Raw genomic sequence first — 21,875 nt, forward strand, 5'->3', positions numbered from 1 at the left:
CCGGCCGATTCCTACGCGGTGACCGCCAGCGTGGCCGCCAGACCGAACACCACCGCCATCAACAGCACTTCGAAAATCGCACGGCGCAAAGAGGATTCCGCGTCCATACGGTGCTCGGTGGCCAGCGGCACCCAGGTGCGCCGCCACCACCAGCCCATGGCCAGCAACGCGACCAGGATCACGGTCTTCGCCAGCAGGATCCGGCCGTACCCGGTGGTGACGAACGGGGTCAGCCCGCCGAGGCGGACCAGTCCGTTCACCACACCGGTGCCGGTCACGATCGCCGCCAGCGGCGCCGCCCAGCGCGAATAGCGGGGGAGCAGCACCGCCCATTCGCCGCGGGTGCGGACGGTCAGCGCCAGGGCCAGCAGCACCCCGAACCACGCCGACGCGGCCAGCGCGTGCACCGCCCCCAGCACCGAACCGAATGTCTGCTGCGACATATGCCCGGTGATCGGGCGCAGCGCCAGCGTGACCGCCGTGAACACCAGCACCAGATCCGCCGTCACCCGATCCGCGTTGCGAAAACCGAAGGCGCTGTACACCGCCACCGCGCCACTGCCGATGAGCAGCGCGATACCGATCTGGCCGCCGCTCACGGTGGTGAGGTAGTCGCCGAACTGCCCGGCGCCCAGCCGGGCCACCGGAATGCCCTGCACCTCACCGGCTTCCAGCACCAGCATGGTGAATTCCATGGCGGTCCAGAGGCCGGCGACCACGGTGAGCGTCTGCCACGGCGGCGCCAATCGCTCGGACAGTCGCGGCAGTGCGGCCAGTCCGAGCACGGTGGCGCCCGCGCAGTCGGCGAGCACCCGCACGGAGGCCTCCGCCTGGACGGGATCGCTCGCCGCCAGTATCCAGGCCAGCAGCGCACCGCCCAGGCCGAGCGGAACGATCAGCAGCAGTAGCCATCTCAGTGAGCTGCTGCCGCCGGTCGTCCCGCGCTCCCGGCGACGATCGGTGCGGTCCGATCGATTCACTTGCGCTGCTTGCCCCGCCCGCCCAGCAGTGCGAACGCCAGGCCGCCGCCGAACAGCACCACCGCACCGACGATGAACACCCACAGCGGGACCCCGCCGTCGGAACCGCCGCCGGATTTGGCGGCGGAGTCCGCCTTCGGGCCCGGGGTTCCGGTGCCCGCCTTGGTGAGCGTGAAGGTGCGGGTGCCGCTGACCGGATGCCCGTCGGCGGAGGTGACCCGGTAGGCGATCTTGTAATCGCCGACCGGACCCAGCTCACCGACCTCGATGCTGATCGTCTGACCGTCCACCTTGGGCTGGCCCTTGGACCACAGATTGCCGTCCGGGCCGGTGACCGTCATGGACGGATAGCTGGTCTGCAGCGCCTCGTTGAAGGTGACGCTGGCGGTCGCCGGCGAGGTGTCGATGTGCGCACCGTTCTCCGGGCTGGAACCGATGGGCACCGAATGCGCGCTTGCCACACCGCTGCCCAGCAGGGCGAAACCGGTGACGAGCAGGCCGGCGACCAGACCGGCGAGCAGCTTGCGGGTCATGACTTGCGACCGCGGATCACGCTGCCCAGCCCCAGTGCCGCACCCAGTGCGCCGAGCGCCAGGCCGACGCCGCCGAGCCAGCGCGCGGTGGTGTCGGTGTTGTCGGCGGCCGCGGTGACGGCGACAGCACCGTCGCCGTCATCGTCGCCGCCCTTGCCCACCGCCAGGGTCAGGGTCGGGGCGGGGTGCTCCGGCTCGCTGCCGTCCGCATTGTTCTTCTGATCCCAGACCACGACATTGCCGTCGCTGTAGGTCTGGGTGGCCGGGAAGCTGACCGTCTCTTGCTTGGGCAGGGCCACCGACAGCACGAAACGCTGGAACTGGCCCGGCGCCACGCCCGGATTGCCCGGGTTGGCTGTCCAGGTGGCGGTGACGGCCTCGCCCTTGTCGTTCTTGTCGATCTTCTCGGTCCAGCCCACCAGCGGTTCGGTGCTGGCGCTCTTCAGATTCGGCAGGGCGACACTGAGTTTCGTGGTGGAGGCGGTGACCGATTCGGTCGGCACCTTGAAGGTGGCGACCGAATAGCCGCCCTGCGTCGCGCCCGGGGCATCGACGGTGACATGTGCGGAGGCGACGCCCGCACCCAGCAGCGTGAGGGAGGCGGCGGCGACGGTGGTGCCCAGGGCACGCGAAGGAGAGATGTGCATGAGTGAATGGCCTCTTCTGGCAAAAGGATTACGGGTGAGGGGGAGTTGTCACACCGCAACCGGTGGGGCGCGCGAACCGTTCGCGCCCAGGGCGAGCAGCCCCTTCGCCTCCGCCGCGACCGTAGCCCAGCGCCCGGCCAGGGATGGTACGGGCAGACCGGCCGGTCGAGTGAGGACCGCCCGGACCGTCTGCGAGACAAGCACATACAGCCGCTCGGCCACCAGAATCATGACGGCGAAGACGAGCGCGGCCACGGTGTGCGCCGCTGCCATGACGCCGGTACCCATGAAATCCATTGCCCCCGCGGCATGCCCGTGCTGCGTCAGGCCGCCCAGTGCCACATGGCAGACGGGCTGACCCAGCACCATGAGCACGGGCAGGGTGACGGGGGAGTGCACCGCCGCGGCCACCGCACCGATGACCGCGGCGGCCAGCAGCAGCAGCGTCAGCCCCGTCGAACCCGGATGGCCGCCACCCGCCGTACCGTGGGCCGCCACCGCCAGCACCGCCATGGTCACGCCCGCGAGACAACCACGGACAGTGCTGGATTCGGCGCGGCGGTGCATCGGATACGGCTCAGTTCACGCCGAGACGCGCGAGCACATCGGCTTCGAGGCCGGAGAGCTCGTTGGAGATCGACGCGTGCACGGCACGACGCCGCTGCACCGGCATCTGCGCGGTCGTGCGAATCGCGGCCGACAGGCTGTCGAGGCGATCGCGCGAGGCGGCCACGAACTTCTTGGTGTCGACGTCCTGCGGATTCTTGCGCTCGACATCGGCGAGCGTGGTCTCCACATTCACCAGTCGCGCCTGCAATTTCGCACCGGGCCCGGCGAATTCACCGAGCTGGCTCACGCCGACGCCCAGCTGCTGCGCCCGCCGGGTATCGAGCTGCCCGCGCACGAACGTCGCACCGCGGTAGGCGAGCGGCGCCAGCACCGGCAGCAGAATCCGCGCCACACCCAGATACTTGCGCACCTGTGCGGCACTGAACAGATCCCGCTCGGCCTTGGCGGCCACCTTCAGCGCGGCCTTCTCCTCGGCCTGGAACTTGGAGATCTCCGCCTTCGCGACCTTCCGCTGCGTCCGCGCCTCGCCACGATGCCGCTTGCGCTCGTTGCGCGCCCCGAGCTTGGCCTCCATACCGGCCTTGTGCTTCAGCGCCTTGGCCTCGGCCCGCCGCCCGACCTTCTTCTTGCGCTTGGTGAACAACCCCATAGATGGCCTCCGTCATGCTGGTTCGCCATGGCAGCACAGGGCCGGGGGAAGTGCCTGTCCGCCCATGAAACACAGTTTGCGCTCACCCTAACGGGTGTCAAACGCGAACCGCGACCGCCGTGCCTGTTTCTGTCCCGCCTCCCCGGAACTTTTGCCGCACGCCAGCGACGGGGAGACCGCCGTCGCGGACCGGCGGTTGCAAGGTGGCCAAAGTTCGAGGTGGCTGGGGAGTTACCCGCATCTCGCGAAATCAGTTGGTCGCTCTCCTCTTTTGCGGGGGTTCGGGGGCGGAGCCCCCGTAATGAATCCGCGCTGTGACGGGGCGACGGGTTCTGCTGTCACAGGGTGAGTTCATACTTCAACGGTGTATTCGGGCATCGGTGACCATGGCGAGCGGGCCGCGTTTCTGGACGCGCGGGCCCTGATCGGCTGCCGGCACCGGCTGCTGCTGGACTCCAGCCATCCGCAGGTGCTGACCGGAGTGATCGAGGACGCCGGCGTACAGCAGCGGCGGGAGGCGGCGGCCGCGCATCGGATCCAGGTGCGGGACACGCTGGTCGGAGCCAATCCGGAACTCTGGACGGTGATCGAGCCGGGCCAGTCCGCGGGCCGCCGCGCCGAGGCGACCATGCGCGCCATGGAGGCCGGGGCGGAACGCATCTGGGGCGGATTGCTACCGCAGGAGGCCGATACCGGCCGCCGCGGTGGCTGCGAAATCCTCTGGCGCGACGCCGATCGCGGCGGGTACATCCCCATCGTGGTGGTCAATCACAAGGTGACCGATCCGCGTCAGCCCGACCCGGCCGACTTCCACCCGATGACGAGCAGCCTCTACGACTGGCGCCCGAAGTCCGACCGCAATGTGCGGACCCGTCCGCAGCCGCGTGATCAGCAGCGCCTCGCGCACCTGTATCGCATGCTGCAGCGGCACGGCCTGGCCAGCCCGTCGCTGGCGGGCGGCGCCATCGGTTACGCCTTCGACCGCATTCTGATTCACGATCTGGGCCCGATTCTCGACGATTACGACCGCCGCTACGCCGACCGCATCGCGGTGGTGCGCGGTGAACTGCCGACCGTCCCGTCCAAGGTCCCCGAGTGCCGCCAGTGCCCCTGGTACACCCGCGCTCCCGAGGAGGGCGGTCAGAGCTGTGAGAAGTGGCTGGTCGCGCATCGCGATGTGAGCCTGGTGGCCCCGGGCGCCCGGTCCGAGGTACTACGCCGCCACGGCGTCGACACCATCGACGATCTGGCCGCCTGGACCGGCGACGCACCGGACGACTGGCATTTCGAGCTGTTCACCGAAACCGTTGTCACCGCCCGCGCCTGGGCCACCGGCGCACCCCTGGTCCGCCGGGTGGAGCGGGTGCAGGTGCAGCGCGCCGACGTCGAGGTGGACGTGGACCTGGAGAGCTATCAGGAGCACGGCGCCTACCTGTGGGGCACCCTGCTGGACGGCGTCTACCGCCCCTTCGTCACCTGGGATCCACTACCCACCCAGGACGAGGGCCGCTCCTTCGCCGAGTTCTGGACCTGGCTCATGGAGATCCGCGCCGACGCCGCCGCGACGGGCAGAACGTTTGCCGCGTACTGCTATTCGCGCACCGCCGAGGACAAGTGGCTGTACGAGTCGGCGCGCCGCTTTGCCGGCATGCCCGGTATCCCGACCGAGCGGGAGATTCAGAAGTTCGTCGACGGCCCGCAGTGGGTGGACATGTTCCAGGCCGTCTCCGAGCAGTTCATCTGCCCGAACGGCAAGGGCCTCAAGAAGATCGCCCCGGTCGCGGGCTTCTCCTGGCGCGACCCGGAAGCCGGCGGCGAAGCGTCCATGAGCTGGTACCGGCTGGGCGTCGGCTACGACGGCGGCGAACCGGTCATGTCGCAGCGCACCCGCATCCTCGAGTACAACGAGGACGACGTGCAGGCCACAAAGGTATTGCGAGACTGGATGACGGACCGGGCAGATGCCGAGGTTCCCGGCATCGCCGATTTCGCGGGACGTAATATCGCGTCGTGACCGATCACGTCGAACAACTCGAATTCCAGGCCGAAACTCATCAGCTGCTCGAGTTGATGATCCACTCGGTTTATTCGAACAAAGACACCTTCCTGCGAGAACTGATCTCGAACGCCTCCGATGCGCTGGACAAGCTGCGCATGGAGTCCTACCGCGACAAGGACCTGGTCGCCGACACCTCCGACCTGCACATCGAGCTGGCGGTCGACAGCGACGAGCGCGTGCTCACCATCCGCGACAACGGCATCGGCATGTCCCGTGCCGAGGTAGTGGATCTGATCGGCACGCTGGCCAAGTCCGGCACCGCCGCCATGCGTAAGCAGCTGCTGGAGAACAAGTCCGATACCGCCGCCGAGGAGCTCATCGGCCAGTTCGGCATCGGCTTCTACTCGACCTTCATGGTGGCCGACAAGGTCGCGCTGACCACCCGCAAGGCGGGCGAGACCACCGGCACCCGCTGGGAGTCCGCCGCGGGCAGCTCCACGTACACGATCGAGGAATTGGCCGACGCCCCCCAGGGCACCACCGTCACGCTGCACCTGAAGCCGGTCGACGACGACGACCACATGTTCGACTACACGATGGAGTGGAAGCTCCGCGAAATCGTGAAGAAGTACTCCGACTTCATCGCCTGGCCCATCCGCATGGATGTGGAGCGCTCGGTGACCGAAGGCGAGGGTGAGGACAAGACCGAGAAGACCCTCGTCGAAACCCAGACCCTGAACTCCCAGAAGGCCCTGTGGACCCGCCCCAAGAGCGAGGTGTCCGAGGAGGAGTACAAGGAGTTCTACAAGCACGTCTCGCACGCCTGGGACGACCCGCTGGAAACCATCGCGCTGAAGGCAGAGGGCACCTTCGAATACCAGGCGCTGCTGTTCCTGCCCTCGACCGCGCCGTTCGATCTGTTCACCCGGGAGCACAAGCGCGGCGTGCAGCTGTATGTGCGGCGGGTGTTCATCATGGACAACTGCGAAGAGCTGATGCCGGAGTACCTGCGCTTCGTCAAGGGCGTGGTGGACGCACAGGACCTGTCGCTCAATGTCTCTCGCGAGATCCTGCAGCAGGACCGGCAGCTCAAGATGATCCGCAAGCGCCTGGTGAAGCGGGTGCTGTCCACGATCAAGGAGCTGCAGGGCGCCGAGGACAAGGCCAAGTACCAGACCTTCTGGCGCGAATTCGGCCGAGTTCTCAAGGAGGGCATGCTCTCCGATCAGGACAATCGCGAATCCATCCTGGCCGTCTCGTCTTTCGTGTCCACCCATGCGACGGACGAGCTCACCACGCTGGCCGAGTACGTGTCGCGGATGCCGGAGACCCAGACCGGGATCTACTACATGACCGGCGAATCCCGCGAGCAGATCGAGAACTCACCGCATATCGAGGCATTCCGGGCCAAGGGCCTGGAGGTGCTGGTGCTGACCGATCCGGTCGACGAGATGTGGGTCGGTTCGGTGCCGGACTTCGACGGGAAACCGTTGCAGTCCATCGCCAAGGGCGAGATCGATCTGGAATCGGAGGACGAGAAGAAGGCCTCCGAGCAGCTGCGCGAACAGCAGGACAAGGATTTCGCCGATCTGCTCGGCTGGCTGCAGCAGACCCTGGACGACACCGTGAAGGAGGTCCGCCTGACCTCCCGCCTGACCACCTCCCCGGCCTGCATCGTCGGAGATGTGTTCGATTTCACTCCGCTGCTGGAGCGCATGTACCGCGCCTCCGGGCAGCAGTTGCCGGACTCCAAGCGCATCCTCGAGCTGAATCCGGCACATCCGCTGGTCACCGGGTTGCGCGAGGCGTTCGCCAAGGTCAAGGACGAGGCCGACAAGCCTGCCGAACTCGCCCAGACCGCTGAACTCCTCTACGGCACAGCGGTTCTCGCCGAGGGCGGCGTACTCGCGGATCCGGCCCACTTCGCCCGCATCCTCGCCGAACGGCTGACCCAAACCCTCTGACCTGCAAGATATCTCGTACCTGTCGCACCCCCGGTGGCTCGATCGCCGGGGGTGCGGCTGTGCGGCGGCGGTTTTCGGTCATGCCCGATCTCGCATGGATGTGACGCCGGTAATTTTTTCGGTAGTTCCGGGAACTCCCCCCGGTCAGGTGTGCGTTGTACGTCTTGGTCGTAAGTTTTTCGTGTTCGTGTCTCACATGCTCGCGCCGAACATCGTGCGGGCGCTTCTCTTGCCAGGCAAGTTGCAAGTCGCCTGCCGATACTTTCGAGCGACCTGCAAGCAGTCGCTACGACACTTTCGAGCGACCTGCCAAGCAGTCGCTACGACTTCGACCCGGTCACCGTGACCGCGGCGGCCGATGCAACATTCAGCAGGAGAAAGTTATGGTTCAGGGCACCGTCAAGTGGTTCAACGCGGAGAAGGGCTACGGCTTCATCGCCCGCGAGGACGGCCCCGATGTGTTCGTTCACTACTCTGAAATCGAAGGCAACGGCTACCGCCAGCTCGAAGAGGGCCAGGCCGTGAGCTTCGAAATCACCGAGGGCAAGAAGGGTCCGCAGGCTGCAGCTGTGCGCCCGCACTGAGGCTCCCGGATATGCGCTGATTAACCCGCGCACTCCGAACTCGTGAAACAGCAAGACCCGCACTGGAATCCGGTGCGGGTCTTGTTCTCTAGTCGTGACAACTGATCTCGGAAGGTCCGGGTAACTCCCCGGGTACCCCCGAAATCGGTTGCGCGCCTAGCCGTTCCTACGCGTAACCGGCTGGCGACGGCACTCGGCCGTGCGCTGAAGTTCCGGGGAGGCGGGGGAGCCTAGCGCGGCGCCATGCGGAGGGCGCCGTCCATGCGGATGGTCTCACCGTTCAGGTAGTCGTGCTCGGTGATGTACTGCGCGAGCTGCGCGTACTCGTCCGGGCGTCCCAGGCGGGACGGGAACGGCACACCGGACTCGAGGCCCTTGCGGTACTCCTCGGTGACACCGGCGAGCATCGGGGTGTCGATGATGCCGGGGGCGATGGTGTTGACGCGAATGCCGAACTGCGCCAGGTCACGTGCGGCCGGGATGGTCATGCCGGCGACGCCGCCCTTGGAGGCGGAGTAGGCGATCTGCCCGATCTGGCCCTCGAACGCCGCGACCGACGCGGTATTGATGACCACGCCGCGCTGGCCGTACTCGTCGACCGGCTCGGTCTTGGAGATGGCGTCGGCGGCCAGGCGCATGACATTGAAGCTGCCGAGCAGGTTCACGGTGATGACCGTGCGGAACAGCTCGAGGTCGTGCGGGCCGTTCTTGGACAGGATGCGTCCCGCCCAGCCGACACCGGCGCAGTTGACGACAATGCGCAGCGGCACACCGGATTCGACGACCGTGGCGACCGCGGCGGCCACCTCGTCACCGCTGGTGACATCGGTCGGGATCAGGGTGACACCGGCGGGGACGCTGTCGCCCGCGCGCTCGATCGACTGTGCCAGGTCGAACCCGAACACGGTGGCACCGGCGTCGGCGAAGCGCTTGGCGGTGGCCGCGCCCAGGCCGGACGCACCTCCGGTGACGATGGCGGCGGAGCCGGAAATCTCCACGTGATTGGTCCTCTCGACTGTGGAGCGCCCTCTCACTGGCCCTCCGTCAACAAGCACTGTATATATCTGCCTCCGCTTCGTTCCGGCGGGGTTCGTGGCCCTGTTACCCGGTTCTTCCCTCCTTCCGCTCCTCCGCTTCGCTCCCCCGCTCCACGCAGTCCAGAACCGGGCGGGCCACGAACTTGGGGCGGATGTATTTCGGGCGCTTGACCTTGGTCCACTCAGTCCAGAGTGGGGACGAACGCGAAGCTCGGGGTGTTTGCGAAGAGGGCGGGGGCCTTTGTGGGTCAGACTTTGCGGTTTGCGAACACGGGTGTTCGTTGAGTGCTAATCTCGTTCTATGAACGCCAGCACGGCCCGACGTCCGCGCCGTGGTCTCCTAGGCCCGGCCCAGTCGGTGGCCGGCAAACGCATCCTGATCACCGGTGCCGCCCGCGGTATCGGCGCGGCCCTCGCCCGGCAACTGCATGCCCGCGGCGCCCGGGTGGCACTGCTCGGCATCGAAGAGGGGCTGCTGGCCGAGGTCGCCGCGGACTGCGGCGACGCGCCCTGGCGCTACTGCGATATCGGTGATCAGGCCCAGGTGGAGCGAGTGGTCAACTCGCTCACCGCCGAACTGGGCGGTCTCGACGCCGTGGTCGCGAATGCCGGTATCGCCCGGCAGCTTTCACTGCTGGGCGGCGAGCCGGACGTGCTCGAGGAAACCCTCACCGTCAATGTGCTCGGCGTCTACTACACGCTGCGCGCCGCCGGCCCGCACATCGCGCACCCCGGCGGTTACGTACTGCTGGTGTCCTCGCTGGCCGCCGCCATCCACCTACCTCTGGCGGGCGCCTACAGCGCCTCCAAGGCAGCCGTGGAGGCGCTCGGCGACACCCTCCGAATAGAACTGCGGCACACCGGAGCGAAGGTCGGTATGGCCTATTTCGCCGAACTCGATACCGATATGACCAGCCGTGGCTTCGGCACCGATGCCGCCCGCGACATACTCGGCCGCAATACCGTTTCCGGCACCGCGCCCCTCGGTCCGGCCATCGACGCCATGGAACGCGCCCTGGCCCGTCGCTCCCGGCGGGTGTTCTCGCCGTACTGGGTAGGCCTGATCCTGAGTTTCCGCGGCGTCGGACAGCGGGTTGTCGACTACGCTCTGCGCCACGGGGTCGAGACCGGACTGGAAGTTGCCCGGACCGAGCGAGTGGCTTTCACCACCGAGCAGCCGGCGCGCCCCCGCAGAATGGGAAAGCTCGCCTGAACCGCTACGGCCCAACGGAGTTCACCGCATGACCGATTCGGCAGTAACCGCTCGTCAGTTGCCCCGCGGCCGGCACGGTCTACCCCGCGAGATCGTGGTCGCCGCGCAGCGCGACCGCATTCTGCTGGCCATGGCCGAGGCCATGACCGAGAACGGTTATGTCGGAACACCGGTCGCGGCGGTCATCAAGCGCGCCGGTGTTTCGCGTGAAACCTTCTACGAGCAATTCCGTTCGAAGGAAGACTGTTTCGAGGCCGCGTTCGAGCGCGCCGTGGAACTCATGCTGACCGGCATCTTCGCCGCGACCGGCGCCGAATTCGACGGGGAAACCCAGACCGAGCGCATCGAACGCGTGCTCGGCTCCTACCTCGACGCCCTCGCCGCCGAACCCGCGTTCGCGCGCGTGTTCCTCGTCGAGGTCTACGCAGTAGGCCCCGAAGCCATCGCCCGCCGCACCCAACTGCAGGAAACCTTCGTCGCGGTGGTCGCCGATATTTTGGACGCCGACACGGAAGAGCAGCGGTTCGCCTGTCAGACCCTGGTGGCCGCGCTGAGCGCCATGGTCACCAATCGCATTGCCGTCGGTGACGTGGAGGGCCTGCGCGCCCTGCGTGACCCGCTGCTGAACCTGGTGCGCCGCAGCGGCGGCCTGTTCGGCGCCGTGCCCCTCACCGACTGAACTACGCGGTTCGCTCCTCGATAGTGCGGTCCGGGCGATCCTCGCTGTCCGGTCGCGCCGGAATCGGCGTGCCGGCCCGTTGGCGCAGCAGCAGCACCACTCCGGCGATCGCGGGCAGGACCAGTGCCACTGCCGCCGCGCCCAGCGTTCCCAGCCCCGGGGCCAGTGCGTCGAGCAGTGTCGCCGCGCCGAAGTACAGGAACAGCAGACCCGAGCACAGCGCGATCAGCCGTTCCGGCACATGCTTGCCGACCGTCACGCCGATCAGAATCGCGAGTCCGCCGGCGGCGACCATGCCGAGCACCGAGCCGATCCACACCGCGACCCAGCCGTTCTTGGTGGCCAGGGCCATGGTGGCGAACATGGTGCGGTCGCCGAGTTCGGCGAGCAGGAAGGCGGACAGCACCACCAGGAAGGCCGACCGCGATTTGGTCTGCGGTGCAGCGGTTTCGGTTTCGGCCTCGTCGTCTGCGCCGGAGAGGATTTCGCGGAGTGTCCACAGGCCGACACCGATCAGGGTGGCCGCGGCGAACAGTGAGATGACGGTGGTGGGCAGCGCCGCACCGAGGAAGTGGCCGACACCGACGGCGATCAGGTTCACCAGCACGCTGGCCACACTGATCGCGCTCAACACCACCCACCAGCGGTAGCGCAGCGCGAATGTCAGGGCCATGAGTTGCGATTTATCGCCCAGCTCGGCGAGGAACAGCGCGCCGAAGCTCAGCAAAATCGTGGTGATCACAGTGTCAGCTCCCAGGTCTCCGGCCTGTCGGCATGAATGCGGGGCGCTGCGCTCCGCTGCCGACAAACACCCGAACCAAAAATCGGTTTGGTTTGTCTTGGCCGAAGGTCTCGCCCACCGGAAACTTCCACCGGTTCACGCAGCCGGACCCGAGAAGGATCAGTATGTCGACTACGCAATTGGGGGCTACTCCCCTTCGCTGCCGACCATACTACCCCGGCAAATCCGGCAGCGGCAAACCGGCATCACCGAAATCGCAATGCGCGCAATAAGTTTGGAGACGCTGCCGCGAGGTTTCGGGTGCCCTTACGCACCTGGGAAGTGTTCCCTCACGCAGCCAGCAGCATGGCGAGAACCGCGGTATCGGGATCGCTGATGGGATCCACTCCCACCCGGCTGACCATGGATGTCACGGATCCGTCGGGATCGGTTTCGACCCAGGCGGCGCGATGTTCCAGCCCCAGATGCGGCAGCCCCGGCAGCAGCAGGGTGCCCGAAGCCGCGCCCGAGCACTCGGGTAGCGACGGCCGCGTTTCGCGCGGCGGATGTAAAAGAATCAATGCCGGTGGCACATGTCCGGCAAACCTTCCGGGCAGCAGTGCGGACGCACCCAGCACGGTGCCTTCGGCAATAACCAATCCGACCATCCCGGGCTCAGGATCTTCCGGCAGTTCTTCCCTCGCCCCGAACACCGTCGTGGTCGCCAGCAGCCCGGGCAGACTCGCCACCCGCACGGCCAGGACCAGTAGCTGTGCCCATTCCTTCGTGGAGTCCGGCCAGCGGCCGGAAATCACGAACCCACACAGTGAGCCGCCTGATTGAAACGGCAATACACCGATCTGCTCGCTCATCGCGTGCCTCCCGATATGACGATCCGGGGCGGCTCTGCCCGTCCTAGTACTCGAGTTTGTACCTATTCAGGACTGGCACACAAGTACCAAAGAGTGCTAGCACCCGGCGTGTCGGTCGGACACCCGACCTGGGGAAACGCAAAAGGCCCGCGAATCACAAAGATTCGCGGGCCTTTCGACAACCTGCCGGGCTTCAGGGGCTGCGTCCCCGAATCCCGTCGGCGGTCAGGAGCGGTGCTCCCAAATCCCGGTCGAGGGTCCAGGGGCTGCGTCCCCGGCCCCTCGCTCAGGGGGTGTGGGGGCGTCAGCCCCCACGTCGGTCCTACGGCAATCAGCCGAAGATCAGACCCTTGCCCTGCTGGGTCGCACGGGCGAAGCGGTCCTGCACGTCGGCCCAGTTGACGACGTTCCAGAACGCGGTCACGTAGTCGGCCTTGACGTTTTTGTACTGCAGGTAGAAGGCGTGCTCCCACATATCGACCTGCAGCAGCGGGATGATGCCCAGCGGCACATTGGCCTGCTGGTCGTACAGCTGGAAGGTGAGCAGCTTCTGGCCCAGGGTGTCGTACCCGAGGACGGCCCAGCCGGAGCCCTGCAGACCGTTGGCGGCAGCGGTGAACTGCGCGCGGAACTTGTCGAACGACCCGAACTGGTCGTCGATGGCGGCTTCGAGCTCGCCGACCGGCTTGTCGCCACCGTTGGGGGAAAGGTTCTTCCACCAGATGGAGTGGTTGGCATGGCCACCCAGGTGGAACGCCAGGTTCTTCTCGTTCAGGAAGATGGCGGCGTGGTCGCCCGACTCACGGGCGGCTTCCAGCTTGCCCAGTGCGGCGTTTGCGCCCGCGACGTAGGCGGCGTGGTGCTTGGAGTGGTGGATCTCGTTGATCTGCCCGGAGATGTGGGGCTCCAGGGCGCTGTAGTCGTAATCCAGTTCTGGCAGCGTGTACTCAGCCACGATGTCCCTTCCTCAGTGTGTCGGGGCTGTGTGCCCGGGGCCTTTGCCTAGGCGCACCCAACCATCATTCGTACACCCGCTCCCGTGCAACCGGGCTGCGTGCCCCCACATTCCGGTGCTCACGACAGTTTCCCAACCTTTGGAACAGTCGGGATCGCAACTGGAAACGGGGACGGGGACAGGCATACCTCGACGAGGATCGCTGAAACTGAAGGGCGGACGGCCGTGGGGGCTGGAGCCCCCACGAATTCATGCTGATTTCACCATGCCGAATTCACAACGGCGGCACGATATTCGGTCGCATGGTGCGCGGGTCGCCGGCGTCGTGTGCCTGCCACCACCGCACACCGCCCGCGATGAAGTCGGGCAACGGAATCTCCGCACCCTTCTTGTCCTGCACGGTGATGCCCTCGAACCACACCCGAACGTCGAGTTCGCGTGGGTCCACGCCCTCTTCCTGCGAGATTTCCAGCATGTGTGCCGCGGGCCGATCGTTCAGCACGGTGTCGAAGCTGAGCAGTTTTCGCCACTGCGTCCAGGCATTGTCGTCCAGGTCGAAAAATTCCCAGCCGTGCAAACCGCCGCCGCCGAAGCTGTTGACAGCGTCGTGCAGCCCGTCCAGTTCGAGCGGCAGTACCACCGGGTCGAGGTCGTCCCAGCGTTGGCGGCGCAGCGAGGCGGCGACGCGACTGATCCCGGTGAGGGACAGGTATACGTCACAGTCTCCCGGCGGTGGCCCGTCCGCAGGAAGTGTCAGGACGTCGAGTTCCAGCCGAAACTTTCCGGCCGCCGCGTCGACGTCGATCCCGAGGCATGTCGCCTCGGACAGTGCGGTGTTGAGTCCGGTGATGTCCAGTCCGTCGAGTAGCCCCCTGCTCACAGTCATAGCGCCAGGCTACCGATCTTGCCTGGCTGGGCCTAGGAATTCCGTTTTTATGTATGTATGTCGTTTTTTTCGGATGCGAACGGAACCGATCCCCGACCGGGGCCGTCCTACTAGATGTCGGGTCGGCCGCTCCGAGGCGTGGAGGGGACATTTCGGATCGGTTGACCGGACTTTTCGGGTCTTTCCGTCACTTCTCAACCTGTGGATCAGGTTGTGGATTATGTGGATAACTACATCGAGCCCCGGCGTAGGACCCCTGCTTCGGGGAGCTTGACCGGGTACCTTCCGGCAGAACGAACCGCCCGTTCCGGACGCTTCGCCGGGACAGAACTCCACGGCCTTTCGGCGCCCGTGGCAGGATCGAAACCGTGAGCAGTTCCGATGTCCCCTCGGTCCCCATCGACGCCGTGCCTGCGGAATTCGATGCTGCCGAGCCGTGGGCGCCCGGCACACCCGCTCCCGCCCTGCTCCTGGACGTCCGCGAGGACGACGAGTGGGTGCTCGGGCACGCGCCCGGCGCCCTGCACATCCCCATGGTCGATGTGCCCGCCCGCATCGACGAATTGGATTACGACGCCGAGATATACGTGGTCTGCCGGCAGGGCGGCCGCTCGCTCCCGGTGGTGCAGTACCTGACGCATGTCGGTTTCGACGCTTTCAGTGTCACCGGTGGCATGGTGGCGTGGCAGCTTGCCGGACGACCGCTCACCGGCGACGGTGACGAAGCGAAGATCTACTAGCGACGATCGACCAGCGCAGAAGGATGGAGCGAATGAACGGGGGACACGTGGCAGATCCGCGATCCGCGGTCGTACAGCCGTGCGCCCGCTGCGGCGCCCGCTGGGCCGTGCAGGGCAAACCGCTGCACTGGTGCCCGCGCTGCCACGGCGTACTGCTCTCACCCGCGGCGGTGGACGCGCCCGCCACTCGCCGCAACTACCGCTGGGTGGCGCGCCCGCCAGGCCGCACCGCCCATCCGGCGCAGCCGTCCCGGCGGCCGGTCGCGCCGGAGACGCCGCGCTACACGCAGATGCCGCGCTGGGGCCTGCGGGATCTGCCGCCGCAGGAAGCGGTGGTGCCGCGCACTCGCTTCGAGGCCCTGATCGCCCGCTTGCCGCTGCTGCTCGCCATCACCGCCATCCTCTACGGGGTGGCCGTGCTCGCCGAGCTCGGCCGCTACGGGATTCTGCTGCGCAATCGCACCCGCCTGATCCAGCCCGCCCTGCTGTGGATATCCGATGGGGCGGTGACGGTTTCCTCGATCGCGGCCGGGCTGGCCGCACTGGTGACGGCGGTCGCCCTGGTCGGCTGGCTGGCACAGACCCGGCGCACCGCGTATGCCGGTGTGGGACGCCAGGATCCGCGTCCGCGCTTTGAACTGTTCCTCGGCTGCCTGGTCCCCGTCGTGAATCTGGTGTGGCCCGGGGTGTTCCTCACCGAGGCCGTGCGCGAGGGTGACAACGATCCGCGACTGCTGCGCGCCGTCCGCTTCTGGTGGGCCGCCTGGGTTTTCAACGGTGTGCTGGTGACCGTTGCCGTGTTGTACCGGTTGACGAGTTCGCTGCAGGCCCGCGCCGACGGCGTGATGGTCACCGTGTGGGCCGATCTGGTCGCGGTCGGCGTCGCGGTGCTGACGCTGTGGCTGGTGCGCGCCTTCGCCGGTGTGGACTTGCGCGGGCGTCCCGCGACCCTCAAGCGCTGGCTGCCCGCCACCACCCCGGCCACGCCGGTCATCGAACCGGTGCACCCGGTCGGGGCCGAGGGCGCCGGGCGGCGCGCGCCGAACGACGCAGTCGGGAATGATGAGGCGACCGTTCAGAATCCGGAGACCGCGACCGCGGCCGCCGACGGGGCGCCGGAACCCGAGCACGAGGAGGTATTGGCGAAGTGAGCCCGGCCAATCGCGCACCGTTCGTGGTAGCGCACCGGGGGGCGTCGGCAGCGCGACCCGAACACACCCTCGCCGCATACGAACTCGCGTTGCAGGAGGGTGCCGACGGCGTCGAATGCGATGTGCGCCTGACCAAGGACGGGCAGCTGGTCTGCGTGCACGACCGCACCGTGGACCGCACCTCGAACGGTGTGGGCGCGGTCAGCGAGATGACCCTCGAGGAACTGAAGGCCCTGGATTTCGGCACGGACGGGGAACCGGCCTCGGTGCTCACCCTGGCCGAACTGATCGAACTGGTGCTGGACTGGAAGAGCCGTCCCACCAAGCTTTTCATCGAGACCAAGCATCCGGTCCGCTTCGGCGCCCTCGTGGAGACCACCCTCCTGAGTGAGCTGCAGCGCTACGGCATCGCCGCTCCGGCCTCCGCCGATCACTCACGCGCCGTGGTGATCTCCTTCGCTGCGACCGCGGTCTGGCGCATTCGCCGCGCCGCGCCGCTGCTCCCCACCGTCCTGCTGGGCGAGTCCTCCCTCTACCTCTCCGGTGGCGCGGCAACCACCGTGGGCGCCACCGCAATCGGCCCCTCCGTGCGTACCCTGCGCGAACACCCGGACCTGGTCGACAAGGCCGCCGCCGCGGGCCGCGCCACCTACGTCTGGACCGTCGACGATCCCGAGGACGTCCGCCTTTGCGCCGACCTCGGCGTCAGCTGGGTCGCCACCAACCACCCGGGCCGCACGAAGGACCTGCTCCCGGCCGCGTAGGTCCCGCCGCTCAGCCACCTGATTCCGACCCTGTGACACACAGCGATTCGCCCCAAGTTCGGGGCCCGCCCGGTTCTGGACTGAGTGGAGCGGGGGAGCGAAGCGGAGGAGCGGAGGGAGGGAAGAACCGGGTAACAGGGCCCCGAACCCGCCGGAGCGAAGCGGAGGCAAATAGATACAGTAGTTTTGCCAGCTATGGGTAAGAGCAAGCGCAACAGTCCCAAGCCGGACAGCAACCGGGCGGAGAAGCTGGCCGCGCGCCGGGCCGAGCAGGAGCAGGCGTCGCAGACGATTACGCGGCCGTTCGAGGGTCTGGCTGCCGAATGTGATCTAGTCGCGCTACGGGAGTTCGTGCCGTCGGCGACTGCCACGCTGAAGTTGTCGCCGAGCATCGCCGCCGAGCGCGAGGTCGTCCTCTCGACGGTGCTGCCGGGTGCGGTGGCCGCGCTGGTGCGGGCCGGCGAGGAGCCGATCGGTTTCGTCGGCACGCAGGTGCAGTTCCAGTCGGGCAATCCGGCCGCCGATCTCGCGACCGCGATTCTCTGGACGCAGTCGGCGGAGCCGGGCGAATCCCTCGCCGCCGCGAGTGTCGAAGGCGCGCCGAGCCTTTCGGACGTGCTCGACAATGCGGCCCTGGATCTGACCGTGCATCAGGACTTCAACTGGTGGGTGCCCGAGGGCGTCACCCCCGACAAGCAGGTGGCAGCGACCATCGAGCAGGCCAATCTGGCCATCATGCCGTCGGCCCGCCTGAATCTGGGCGCGGATGCCATCGGCGCGGCTTGGTGGGTGGATGCCGGCGAGAAGGCGCATCTGCGCTGGGTGCGCCCGGAGGACGAGGACCAGCTCATGCTGGCGCTGGCGCGGTTGCACGCGGCCGGTGAACTGCACCTGGGTGAGGGTTCGCGGTTCGCGGGCTCGTTCCGCACCCACGGCCTGCTGGTGCCGGTCTTCGACCTCGATCCCGAGCAGCACGCGGTCGAATGGGAGCCGGCGGCAAAGGAATTCGGCGCTCGTCTGGCGGCCGCCCTGAAGAACGACGAGCCGATGAGCTCGGAGGAGCGGCGTTCGCGCGACGGCCTGCGTTCGCGTCAGGTCACGCTGCGCTGATCTCGCGGTGAACGGGTCGTTTGCTGCGGGTTTCTCCTCCGGCGAACGGCCCGAAGTCTTTTCGCGGTAGCGCAGAGCCTTTTCGGTAGCTCAGCAAAAAGGCCCGGTCCTGCGTATGGACCGGGCCTTGTCGTCAAGCCGGAATTACAGCGCGCCACCGGCGGTGTGCGGCGAGCCCGAAGCATCCTTCGGAGAACTCATTTCGCGGGAAACGAAATTCTCCAGATCGAACATATTGGCGCTGGCCCGCTCGGCGACGGTGAGGAGGGTCTTCATGGTCGCGACCTCCTCGACCTGCTCCTTGAGGAACCACTGCATGAACTGCTCGCCCTGGTAGTCGCTCTCTTCGCGGGCGGTCTTGGCGAGCGCCACGATCTGCTCGGTGACCGCCTGCTCCTGCGTCAGGGCCAGGCCGATGGGCTCACGGGCATTCTCGAATTGCGATTTGGCGGGATCGACGTTCGCCACCTCGACGATGAAGTCCTGGTCGAGCAGGTACTGCGCGATCATCAGCGCGTGATTGCGCTCTTCGACGGCCTGCTTGTAGAAATACTTGGCCAGGACCGGCAGATCAGCGTGATCGAACCACAATGCAATGGCCACATACTGGTGCTCGGCATTGAATTCGTTGCGAATCTGATCCTGCAGCAGGGCGTGGAACTTGCTGCTCTTGGTTTGGGTTCGGCTGGACATGGGCAAGACATTAGCCCTGGTCAGAACGCGTGTCATCCAAGTGCAACCTTATTGAGTGCAGCCTTATTGAGGCAAGTATTGCCTAATTTCCATTAATTGCCGACGGTCGTGACCAGGTCCGCCGGGATCGGTTTGTCGCTGGCCAATGCCTCGAAGAACTGGCTAGCCCGAGTCTTGTCCCAGAGCAATACATTGCCGCTGCCGTCCACATCCTCGAACCCGCCGACCGGCACCGTGGTTGCTATCGGATTGCCCGCCAGGGCCTTGCCGAGCAGCGCCAGATCCCAGACATGCGTGCCCTTGTCCACCTGCAATGCCTTCGTGGTGCCCTGCAGCAGTGGCCACACCCGGAACGGATTGAGCAGCGTGGCCGGACTCGACGCCTTCTTCAGCAGCGCACTGAGGAATTTCCGCTGGTTGAGCATGCGATTGAGATCGGAAAGGGCGGTAGCGCGGCTGCGCACGAAACCGAGGGCCTGGGTGCCGTTGAGTTTCTGGCAGCCCGCGGGCAGGTCAACCCCGGCGAGCGGATCCTTCATGGGCTGGTCCAGGCACATATCGATACCGCCGACTGCATCGACGATGCTCGCGAATCCGCCGAAACCGACTTCCGCGTAATGGTCGATGTGCACACCGGTCGCGCCCTCCACGGTCTGCACCAGCAGCGGTGCGCCGCCGAAGGCGAAGGAAGCGTTGAGCTTGTCCTTGCCGTGGCCGGGAATGCTCACATAGGAGTCACGCGGCAGGCTGACCAGGGTCGGCTGACCGGACTTCGGCAGGTGCGCCAGCAGGATGGTGTCGGTGCGCGCGCTCCCGACCTCACCGCCGGTGGCCAACGACTGCTCCTGCTCCGGTGTGAGTCCGGTGCGACTGTCGGAGCCCACCAAAAGCCAATTCGTCCCGGGCGTGTCGCCGATCCGGCCGGAGTAGCCGGCGAGCGCGTCGACACGGTTCAGATTCTGCTCCACGTAGACCGCCGCGGCGATCGGCAGGAGCAGCAGAATCAGCAGCAGCGAGAGAATCCAGCGGAACCAGTGCCGTTTGCGTTTCGGCTTGGGCCCGCGCGGTGGGGGGTCGCCGCCGCCACGTTTGGTGGGCAGTGCGGGCGGCGGAGGTGGTGGTTGCTTCTCCCGGAAGGGCACCGGCTGCTGGGTAGGCGCATGGGACATGGGCGCGGCCTCGCGGTACCGATCGTATTGCGGCGGAGCGGGATTGCGCGGTGGTGGCGCCGGATTGCGCGGGGACGCTCCCTGATTCCGTTGCGGCGGAGGCTGATTGCGCGGCGGCGGCCCGCCAGGGTTTCGTGGCGGCGGATTGCGTGGATTGTTCACGATCGGTGGCGCCTCCGACCACGCCAGTGGCGGGGCGGGTTCATTGCGCCGAATGACCCGGGTGGGGTCCACACCGGGCCGTGGTGGCCCCTGGTGGGGGCGTTTGGGGTCATCGCCGTTCATCATCGAAAGACTACTGATTCAACCCGTCGCAGGGTTCATCTCGATCGCATTACGGCAGCCAGGAGACGTGTCCACGCAGCAGTGAGTACCCGAGATACGCGATCGTATCGATGAGCGCGTGCGCCAGCAGCAGTGGCGAGAGCCGGTTGGTGCGCTGCCAATAGCGCCCGAAAATCAATCCCATCACCAGGTTTCCGATCCCGCCACCGATGCCCTGGTAAAGGTGATAGCTGCCGCGCAGCAGCGCCGACGCCAGCAGCGACCGGTCCTCGGACCAGCCCAGCGCCCGCAGCCGAGTGATCAGATAGGCCACCACCAGCACCTCTTCGGCGGCCGAATTGGCCCACGCCGACAACACCAGAACCGGTAGCCGCCACCAGTGATCCAGTGATCCGGGCACGATGGTGACGCTTATCCCCAGGGCGTGCGCCACCAGATACAGGCAGAGCCCGGGTATTCCGATCACCGCTGCCAGGACCAGTCCCGGCAGCACATCCGATCGCCAGTGCAGGCGCGCCAGCCCGATCAGCTTCGGTCCGATTCCGCTGCGCCACAGCAGGTAGAGCCCGAGCGCCGCCCACCCGAGTAGTCGTGCCACGCTCAGCAATTGGAACAGCAGGTCGATGGTGGACTGCGCCGCCCGCGACGGATTCAGCGCCACGGTCTGCCCGCCCACCCCGCCGGGCGACAGCGCACTCTCCAGCAGCGACAGGGCCGCGCTGGCTCCGCTCAATCCGAAGGTGATGACCAGCACCACCGCGATCTCCAGCCGGATCGCCCGCCGCTCCTGTTCGGAATTGACGGGTGCGGGCCAGTGGGGGTCGGACGCGGCAGCCGAATTCATGGACGCCAATCTATGTGCGCCGGCCGTAATTTGATCAGATGCGGTGAATGCCCTGTTCAAAGGGGTTGCCCGCCAATGCCTGTACCGCCCGGCTGAGCGATTCGACATCGTGCGCGGGGGCGGCGAAGGGGACGCGGATATCGTGGTCGGCCTCGACGGCTTCGACGCGGAGGGTGACGCCGTAGCGGTCGATGGCGAGCGGATGGATGAGCGCGCCGCGCCGCAGCTGGGCCGGGAGGTGCCGGGCCAGGCGGTCGATGACATCGGCGTGGTCGGCGTGCAGGTGCTGCAGCCAGGCGCCCTCCATGGCGCAGAACGGATCGGGCCGGGCCTGCCGGAGTTGTTCGCGGGATACCGAATCCGCGCCGGAAGTGTCGGCGACGACCGCGGAGTCCACGACCAGGCGCACCAGGGTCGAGGTGTAGCCGATATCGAGCAGGGCGGGGTGCGGGTGGTCCTCGGCGACGGCGGAGGCGAGGGCGCGCTGGGTATTGCCGGGTACGGCGTGCACCCAGCCGCGCAGCCACACCAGCGAGCGCACGGGTTCGCGCAGCGGCAGCGGGGCGTGGTCGGTGAGTTCCAGGACGGCGGGGGAGCCGGTGGCGCCGCAGCCTCCGACCAGGAGGGCGGCCACCGAGCTCGACGGCACCGCGATCACGGTGTCCCCGCACTGCCGCAGCAGGTGCACCGAGGTGGGGACCGGGTCGAGGCCGGGCAGGGCCAGCATGGCGCTCTCGGCGTGGGCGCACGCGCTGTGCACGCGTTCGGCGGTTTCGGGCGCGACGACCGGTGCCGTATGTGGCATGCCAACCTCCAAATGAATTAGGTAA

23 protein-coding genes are annotated in these 21,875 nt (G+C 67.0%); 9 read left to right on the top strand and 14 right to left on the bottom strand.

Annotated elements, in window-relative coordinates:
* Positions 1-11 precede the first annotated feature (11 nt).
* From JWN03_RS06325 to JWN03_RS06345, 5 genes are read right to left on the bottom strand one after another with little or no spacing between them, the layout of a single operon-like run.
* Positions 12-980, bottom strand: coding sequence for a copper resistance D family protein (locus tag JWN03_RS06325; RefSeq protein WP_297611045.1), 969 nt, complete (start codon positions 978-980; stop codon positions 12-14).
* A complete protein-coding gene (locus JWN03_RS06330; protein ID WP_297611047.1) occupies positions 977-1,513 on the bottom strand; it encodes a copper resistance CopC family protein in 537 nt (178 codons plus the stop codon). The genes JWN03_RS06325 and JWN03_RS06330 overlap by 4 nt, the downstream gene beginning before the upstream one ends.
* Positions 1,510-2,160: a YcnI family copper-binding membrane protein gene (locus JWN03_RS06335; protein WP_297611050.1), complete on the bottom strand. Its 651-nt coding sequence runs from the start codon at positions 2,158-2,160 to the stop codon at positions 1,510-1,512. Before JWN03_RS06335 ends, JWN03_RS06330 begins: the two co-directional genes overlap by 4 nt.
* 48 nt (positions 2,161-2,208) lie before the next feature.
* Positions 2,209-2,727, bottom strand: coding sequence for a hypothetical protein (locus JWN03_RS06340; RefSeq protein WP_297611053.1), 519 nt, complete (start codon positions 2,725-2,727; stop codon positions 2,209-2,211).
* A 10-nt stretch (positions 2,728-2,737) separates the two neighbouring features.
* The gene (locus tag JWN03_RS06345; protein WP_297611056.1) at positions 2,738-3,379 is read right to left on the bottom strand and encodes a DUF6474 family protein; all 642 of its coding nucleotides are present in this window, start codon (positions 3,377-3,379) and stop codon (positions 2,738-2,740) included.
* Positions 3,380-3,743: 364 nt separating this feature from the next.
* Between JWN03_RS06345 and JWN03_RS06350 the strand changes: the two genes are divergently transcribed.
* The 3 genes from JWN03_RS06350 to JWN03_RS06360 all read left to right on the top strand — a co-directional run bounded on the left by JWN03_RS06350 (position 3,744) and on the right by JWN03_RS06360 (position 7,926).
* Entirely contained in the window at positions 3,744-5,393 is a 1,650-nt protein-coding gene (locus JWN03_RS06350) for a TM0106 family RecB-like putative nuclease (protein ID WP_297611059.1), read from the top strand.
* Complete coding sequence (htpG, locus tag JWN03_RS06355; RefSeq protein ID WP_297611062.1) at positions 5,390-7,342, top strand: molecular chaperone HtpG; 1,953 nt, start codon at positions 5,390-5,392, stop codon at positions 7,340-7,342. The genes JWN03_RS06350 and htpG overlap by 4 nt, the downstream gene beginning before the upstream one ends.
* A gap of 383 nt (positions 7,343-7,725) precedes the next feature.
* Complete coding sequence (locus JWN03_RS06360; protein ID WP_033085228.1) at positions 7,726-7,926, top strand: cold-shock protein; 201 nt, start codon at positions 7,726-7,728, stop codon at positions 7,924-7,926.
* A 230-nt stretch (positions 7,927-8,156) separates the two neighbouring features.
* On the opposite strand, the gene JWN03_RS06365 is transcribed toward JWN03_RS06360, so the two are convergent.
* Positions 8,157-8,924, bottom strand: coding sequence for an SDR family NAD(P)-dependent oxidoreductase (locus JWN03_RS06365; RefSeq protein ID WP_297611074.1), 768 nt, complete (start codon positions 8,922-8,924; stop codon positions 8,157-8,159).
* A 340-nt stretch (positions 8,925-9,264) separates the two neighbouring features.
* On the opposite strand from JWN03_RS06365, the gene JWN03_RS06370 reads away from it, so the two are divergent.
* Both JWN03_RS06370 and JWN03_RS06375 read left to right on the top strand, forming a co-directional pair.
* Positions 9,265-10,176 carry an SDR family NAD(P)-dependent oxidoreductase gene (locus tag JWN03_RS06370; protein ID WP_297611078.1) on the top strand — a complete coding sequence of 304 codons (912 nt, stop codon included), beginning with the start codon at positions 9,265-9,267 and terminating at the stop codon, positions 10,174-10,176.
* Positions 10,177-10,204: 28 nt separating this feature from the next.
* Positions 10,205-10,855 carry a TetR/AcrR family transcriptional regulator gene (locus tag JWN03_RS06375; RefSeq protein WP_297611081.1) on the top strand — a complete coding sequence of 217 codons (651 nt, stop codon included), beginning with the start codon at positions 10,205-10,207 and terminating at the stop codon, positions 10,853-10,855.
* A 1-nt stretch (position 10,856) separates the two neighbouring features.
* Here JWN03_RS06375 and JWN03_RS06380 read toward each other — a convergent pair whose 3' ends face one another.
* The 4 genes from JWN03_RS06380 to JWN03_RS06395 form a co-directional block, all read right to left on the bottom strand.
* Positions 10,857-11,597 (bottom strand): TMEM165/GDT1 family protein, encoded by a 741-nt coding sequence (locus JWN03_RS06380; RefSeq protein WP_297611085.1) that lies wholly within the window; start codon positions 11,595-11,597, stop codon positions 10,857-10,859.
* 329 nt (positions 11,598-11,926) lie between these two features.
* Positions 11,927-12,448 carry a peptidase gene (locus JWN03_RS06385; protein WP_297611088.1) on the bottom strand — a complete coding sequence of 174 codons (522 nt, stop codon included), beginning with the start codon at positions 12,446-12,448 and terminating at the stop codon, positions 11,927-11,929.
* A gap of 331 nt (positions 12,449-12,779) precedes the next feature.
* On the bottom strand, positions 12,780-13,403 hold the full coding sequence (locus JWN03_RS06390; protein ID WP_297611090.1) for a superoxide dismutase: 624 nt from the start codon (positions 13,401-13,403) through the stop codon (positions 12,780-12,782).
* A gap of 274 nt (positions 13,404-13,677) precedes the next feature.
* On the bottom strand, positions 13,678-14,289 hold the full coding sequence (locus tag JWN03_RS06395; protein WP_297611093.1) for a hypothetical protein: 612 nt from the start codon (positions 14,287-14,289) through the stop codon (positions 13,678-13,680).
* Positions 14,290-14,657: 368 nt separating this feature from the next.
* Here JWN03_RS06395 and JWN03_RS06400 point away from each other — a divergent pair, with 368 nt between their 5' ends.
* The 4 genes from JWN03_RS06400 (at position 14,658) to JWN03_RS06415 (ending at position 18,054) form a co-directional block, all read left to right on the top strand.
* Positions 14,658-15,029, top strand: coding sequence for a rhodanese-like domain-containing protein (locus JWN03_RS06400; RefSeq protein WP_297611095.1), 372 nt, complete (start codon positions 14,658-14,660; stop codon positions 15,027-15,029).
* 32 nt (positions 15,030-15,061) lie between these two features.
* The gene (locus JWN03_RS06405; RefSeq protein ID WP_297611097.1) at positions 15,062-16,180 is read left to right on the top strand and encodes a DUF4328 domain-containing protein; all 1,119 of its coding nucleotides are present in this window, start codon (positions 15,062-15,064) and stop codon (positions 16,178-16,180) included.
* Positions 16,177-16,944: a glycerophosphodiester phosphodiesterase gene (locus tag JWN03_RS06410; protein WP_297611100.1), complete on the top strand. Its 768-nt coding sequence runs from the start codon at positions 16,177-16,179 to the stop codon at positions 16,942-16,944. Before JWN03_RS06405 ends, JWN03_RS06410 begins: the two co-directional genes overlap by 4 nt.
* Before the next feature lie 195 nt (positions 16,945-17,139).
* Positions 17,140-18,054 carry a DUF5926 family protein gene (locus JWN03_RS06415; protein ID WP_297611103.1) on the top strand — a complete coding sequence of 305 codons (915 nt, stop codon included), beginning with the start codon at positions 17,140-17,142 and terminating at the stop codon, positions 18,052-18,054.
* Between the two features lie 144 nt (positions 18,055-18,198).
* Here the strand turns inward: JWN03_RS06415 and JWN03_RS06420 are convergent, their stop codons facing one another.
* The 4 genes from JWN03_RS06420 to JWN03_RS06435 form a co-directional block, all read right to left on the bottom strand.
* Positions 18,199-18,747, bottom strand: coding sequence for a ferritin (locus JWN03_RS06420; RefSeq protein ID WP_297611106.1), 549 nt, complete (start codon positions 18,745-18,747; stop codon positions 18,199-18,201).
* Positions 18,748-18,839: 92 nt separating this feature from the next.
* On the bottom strand, positions 18,840-20,201 hold the full coding sequence (locus tag JWN03_RS06425) for an LCP family protein (RefSeq protein WP_297611109.1): 1,362 nt from the start codon (positions 20,199-20,201) through the stop codon (positions 18,840-18,842).
* Positions 20,202-20,250: 49 nt separating this feature from the next.
* Positions 20,251-21,045, bottom strand: a complete 795-nt coding sequence (locus JWN03_RS06430; protein ID WP_297611112.1) for a CPBP family intramembrane glutamic endopeptidase — start codon at positions 21,043-21,045, stop codon at positions 20,251-20,253.
* Between the two features lie 34 nt (positions 21,046-21,079).
* On the bottom strand, positions 21,080-21,850 hold the full coding sequence (locus JWN03_RS06435) for a DUF2470 domain-containing protein (RefSeq protein ID WP_297611127.1): 771 nt from the start codon (positions 21,848-21,850) through the stop codon (positions 21,080-21,082).
* Positions 21,851-21,875: the final 25 nt, after the last annotated feature.

Origin of the sequence: Nocardia sp., assembly GCF_025465275.1 — a bacterium.
In the GTDB taxonomy this organism is placed as follows: Bacteria; Actinomycetota; Actinomycetes; order Mycobacteriales; family Mycobacteriaceae; genus Nocardia.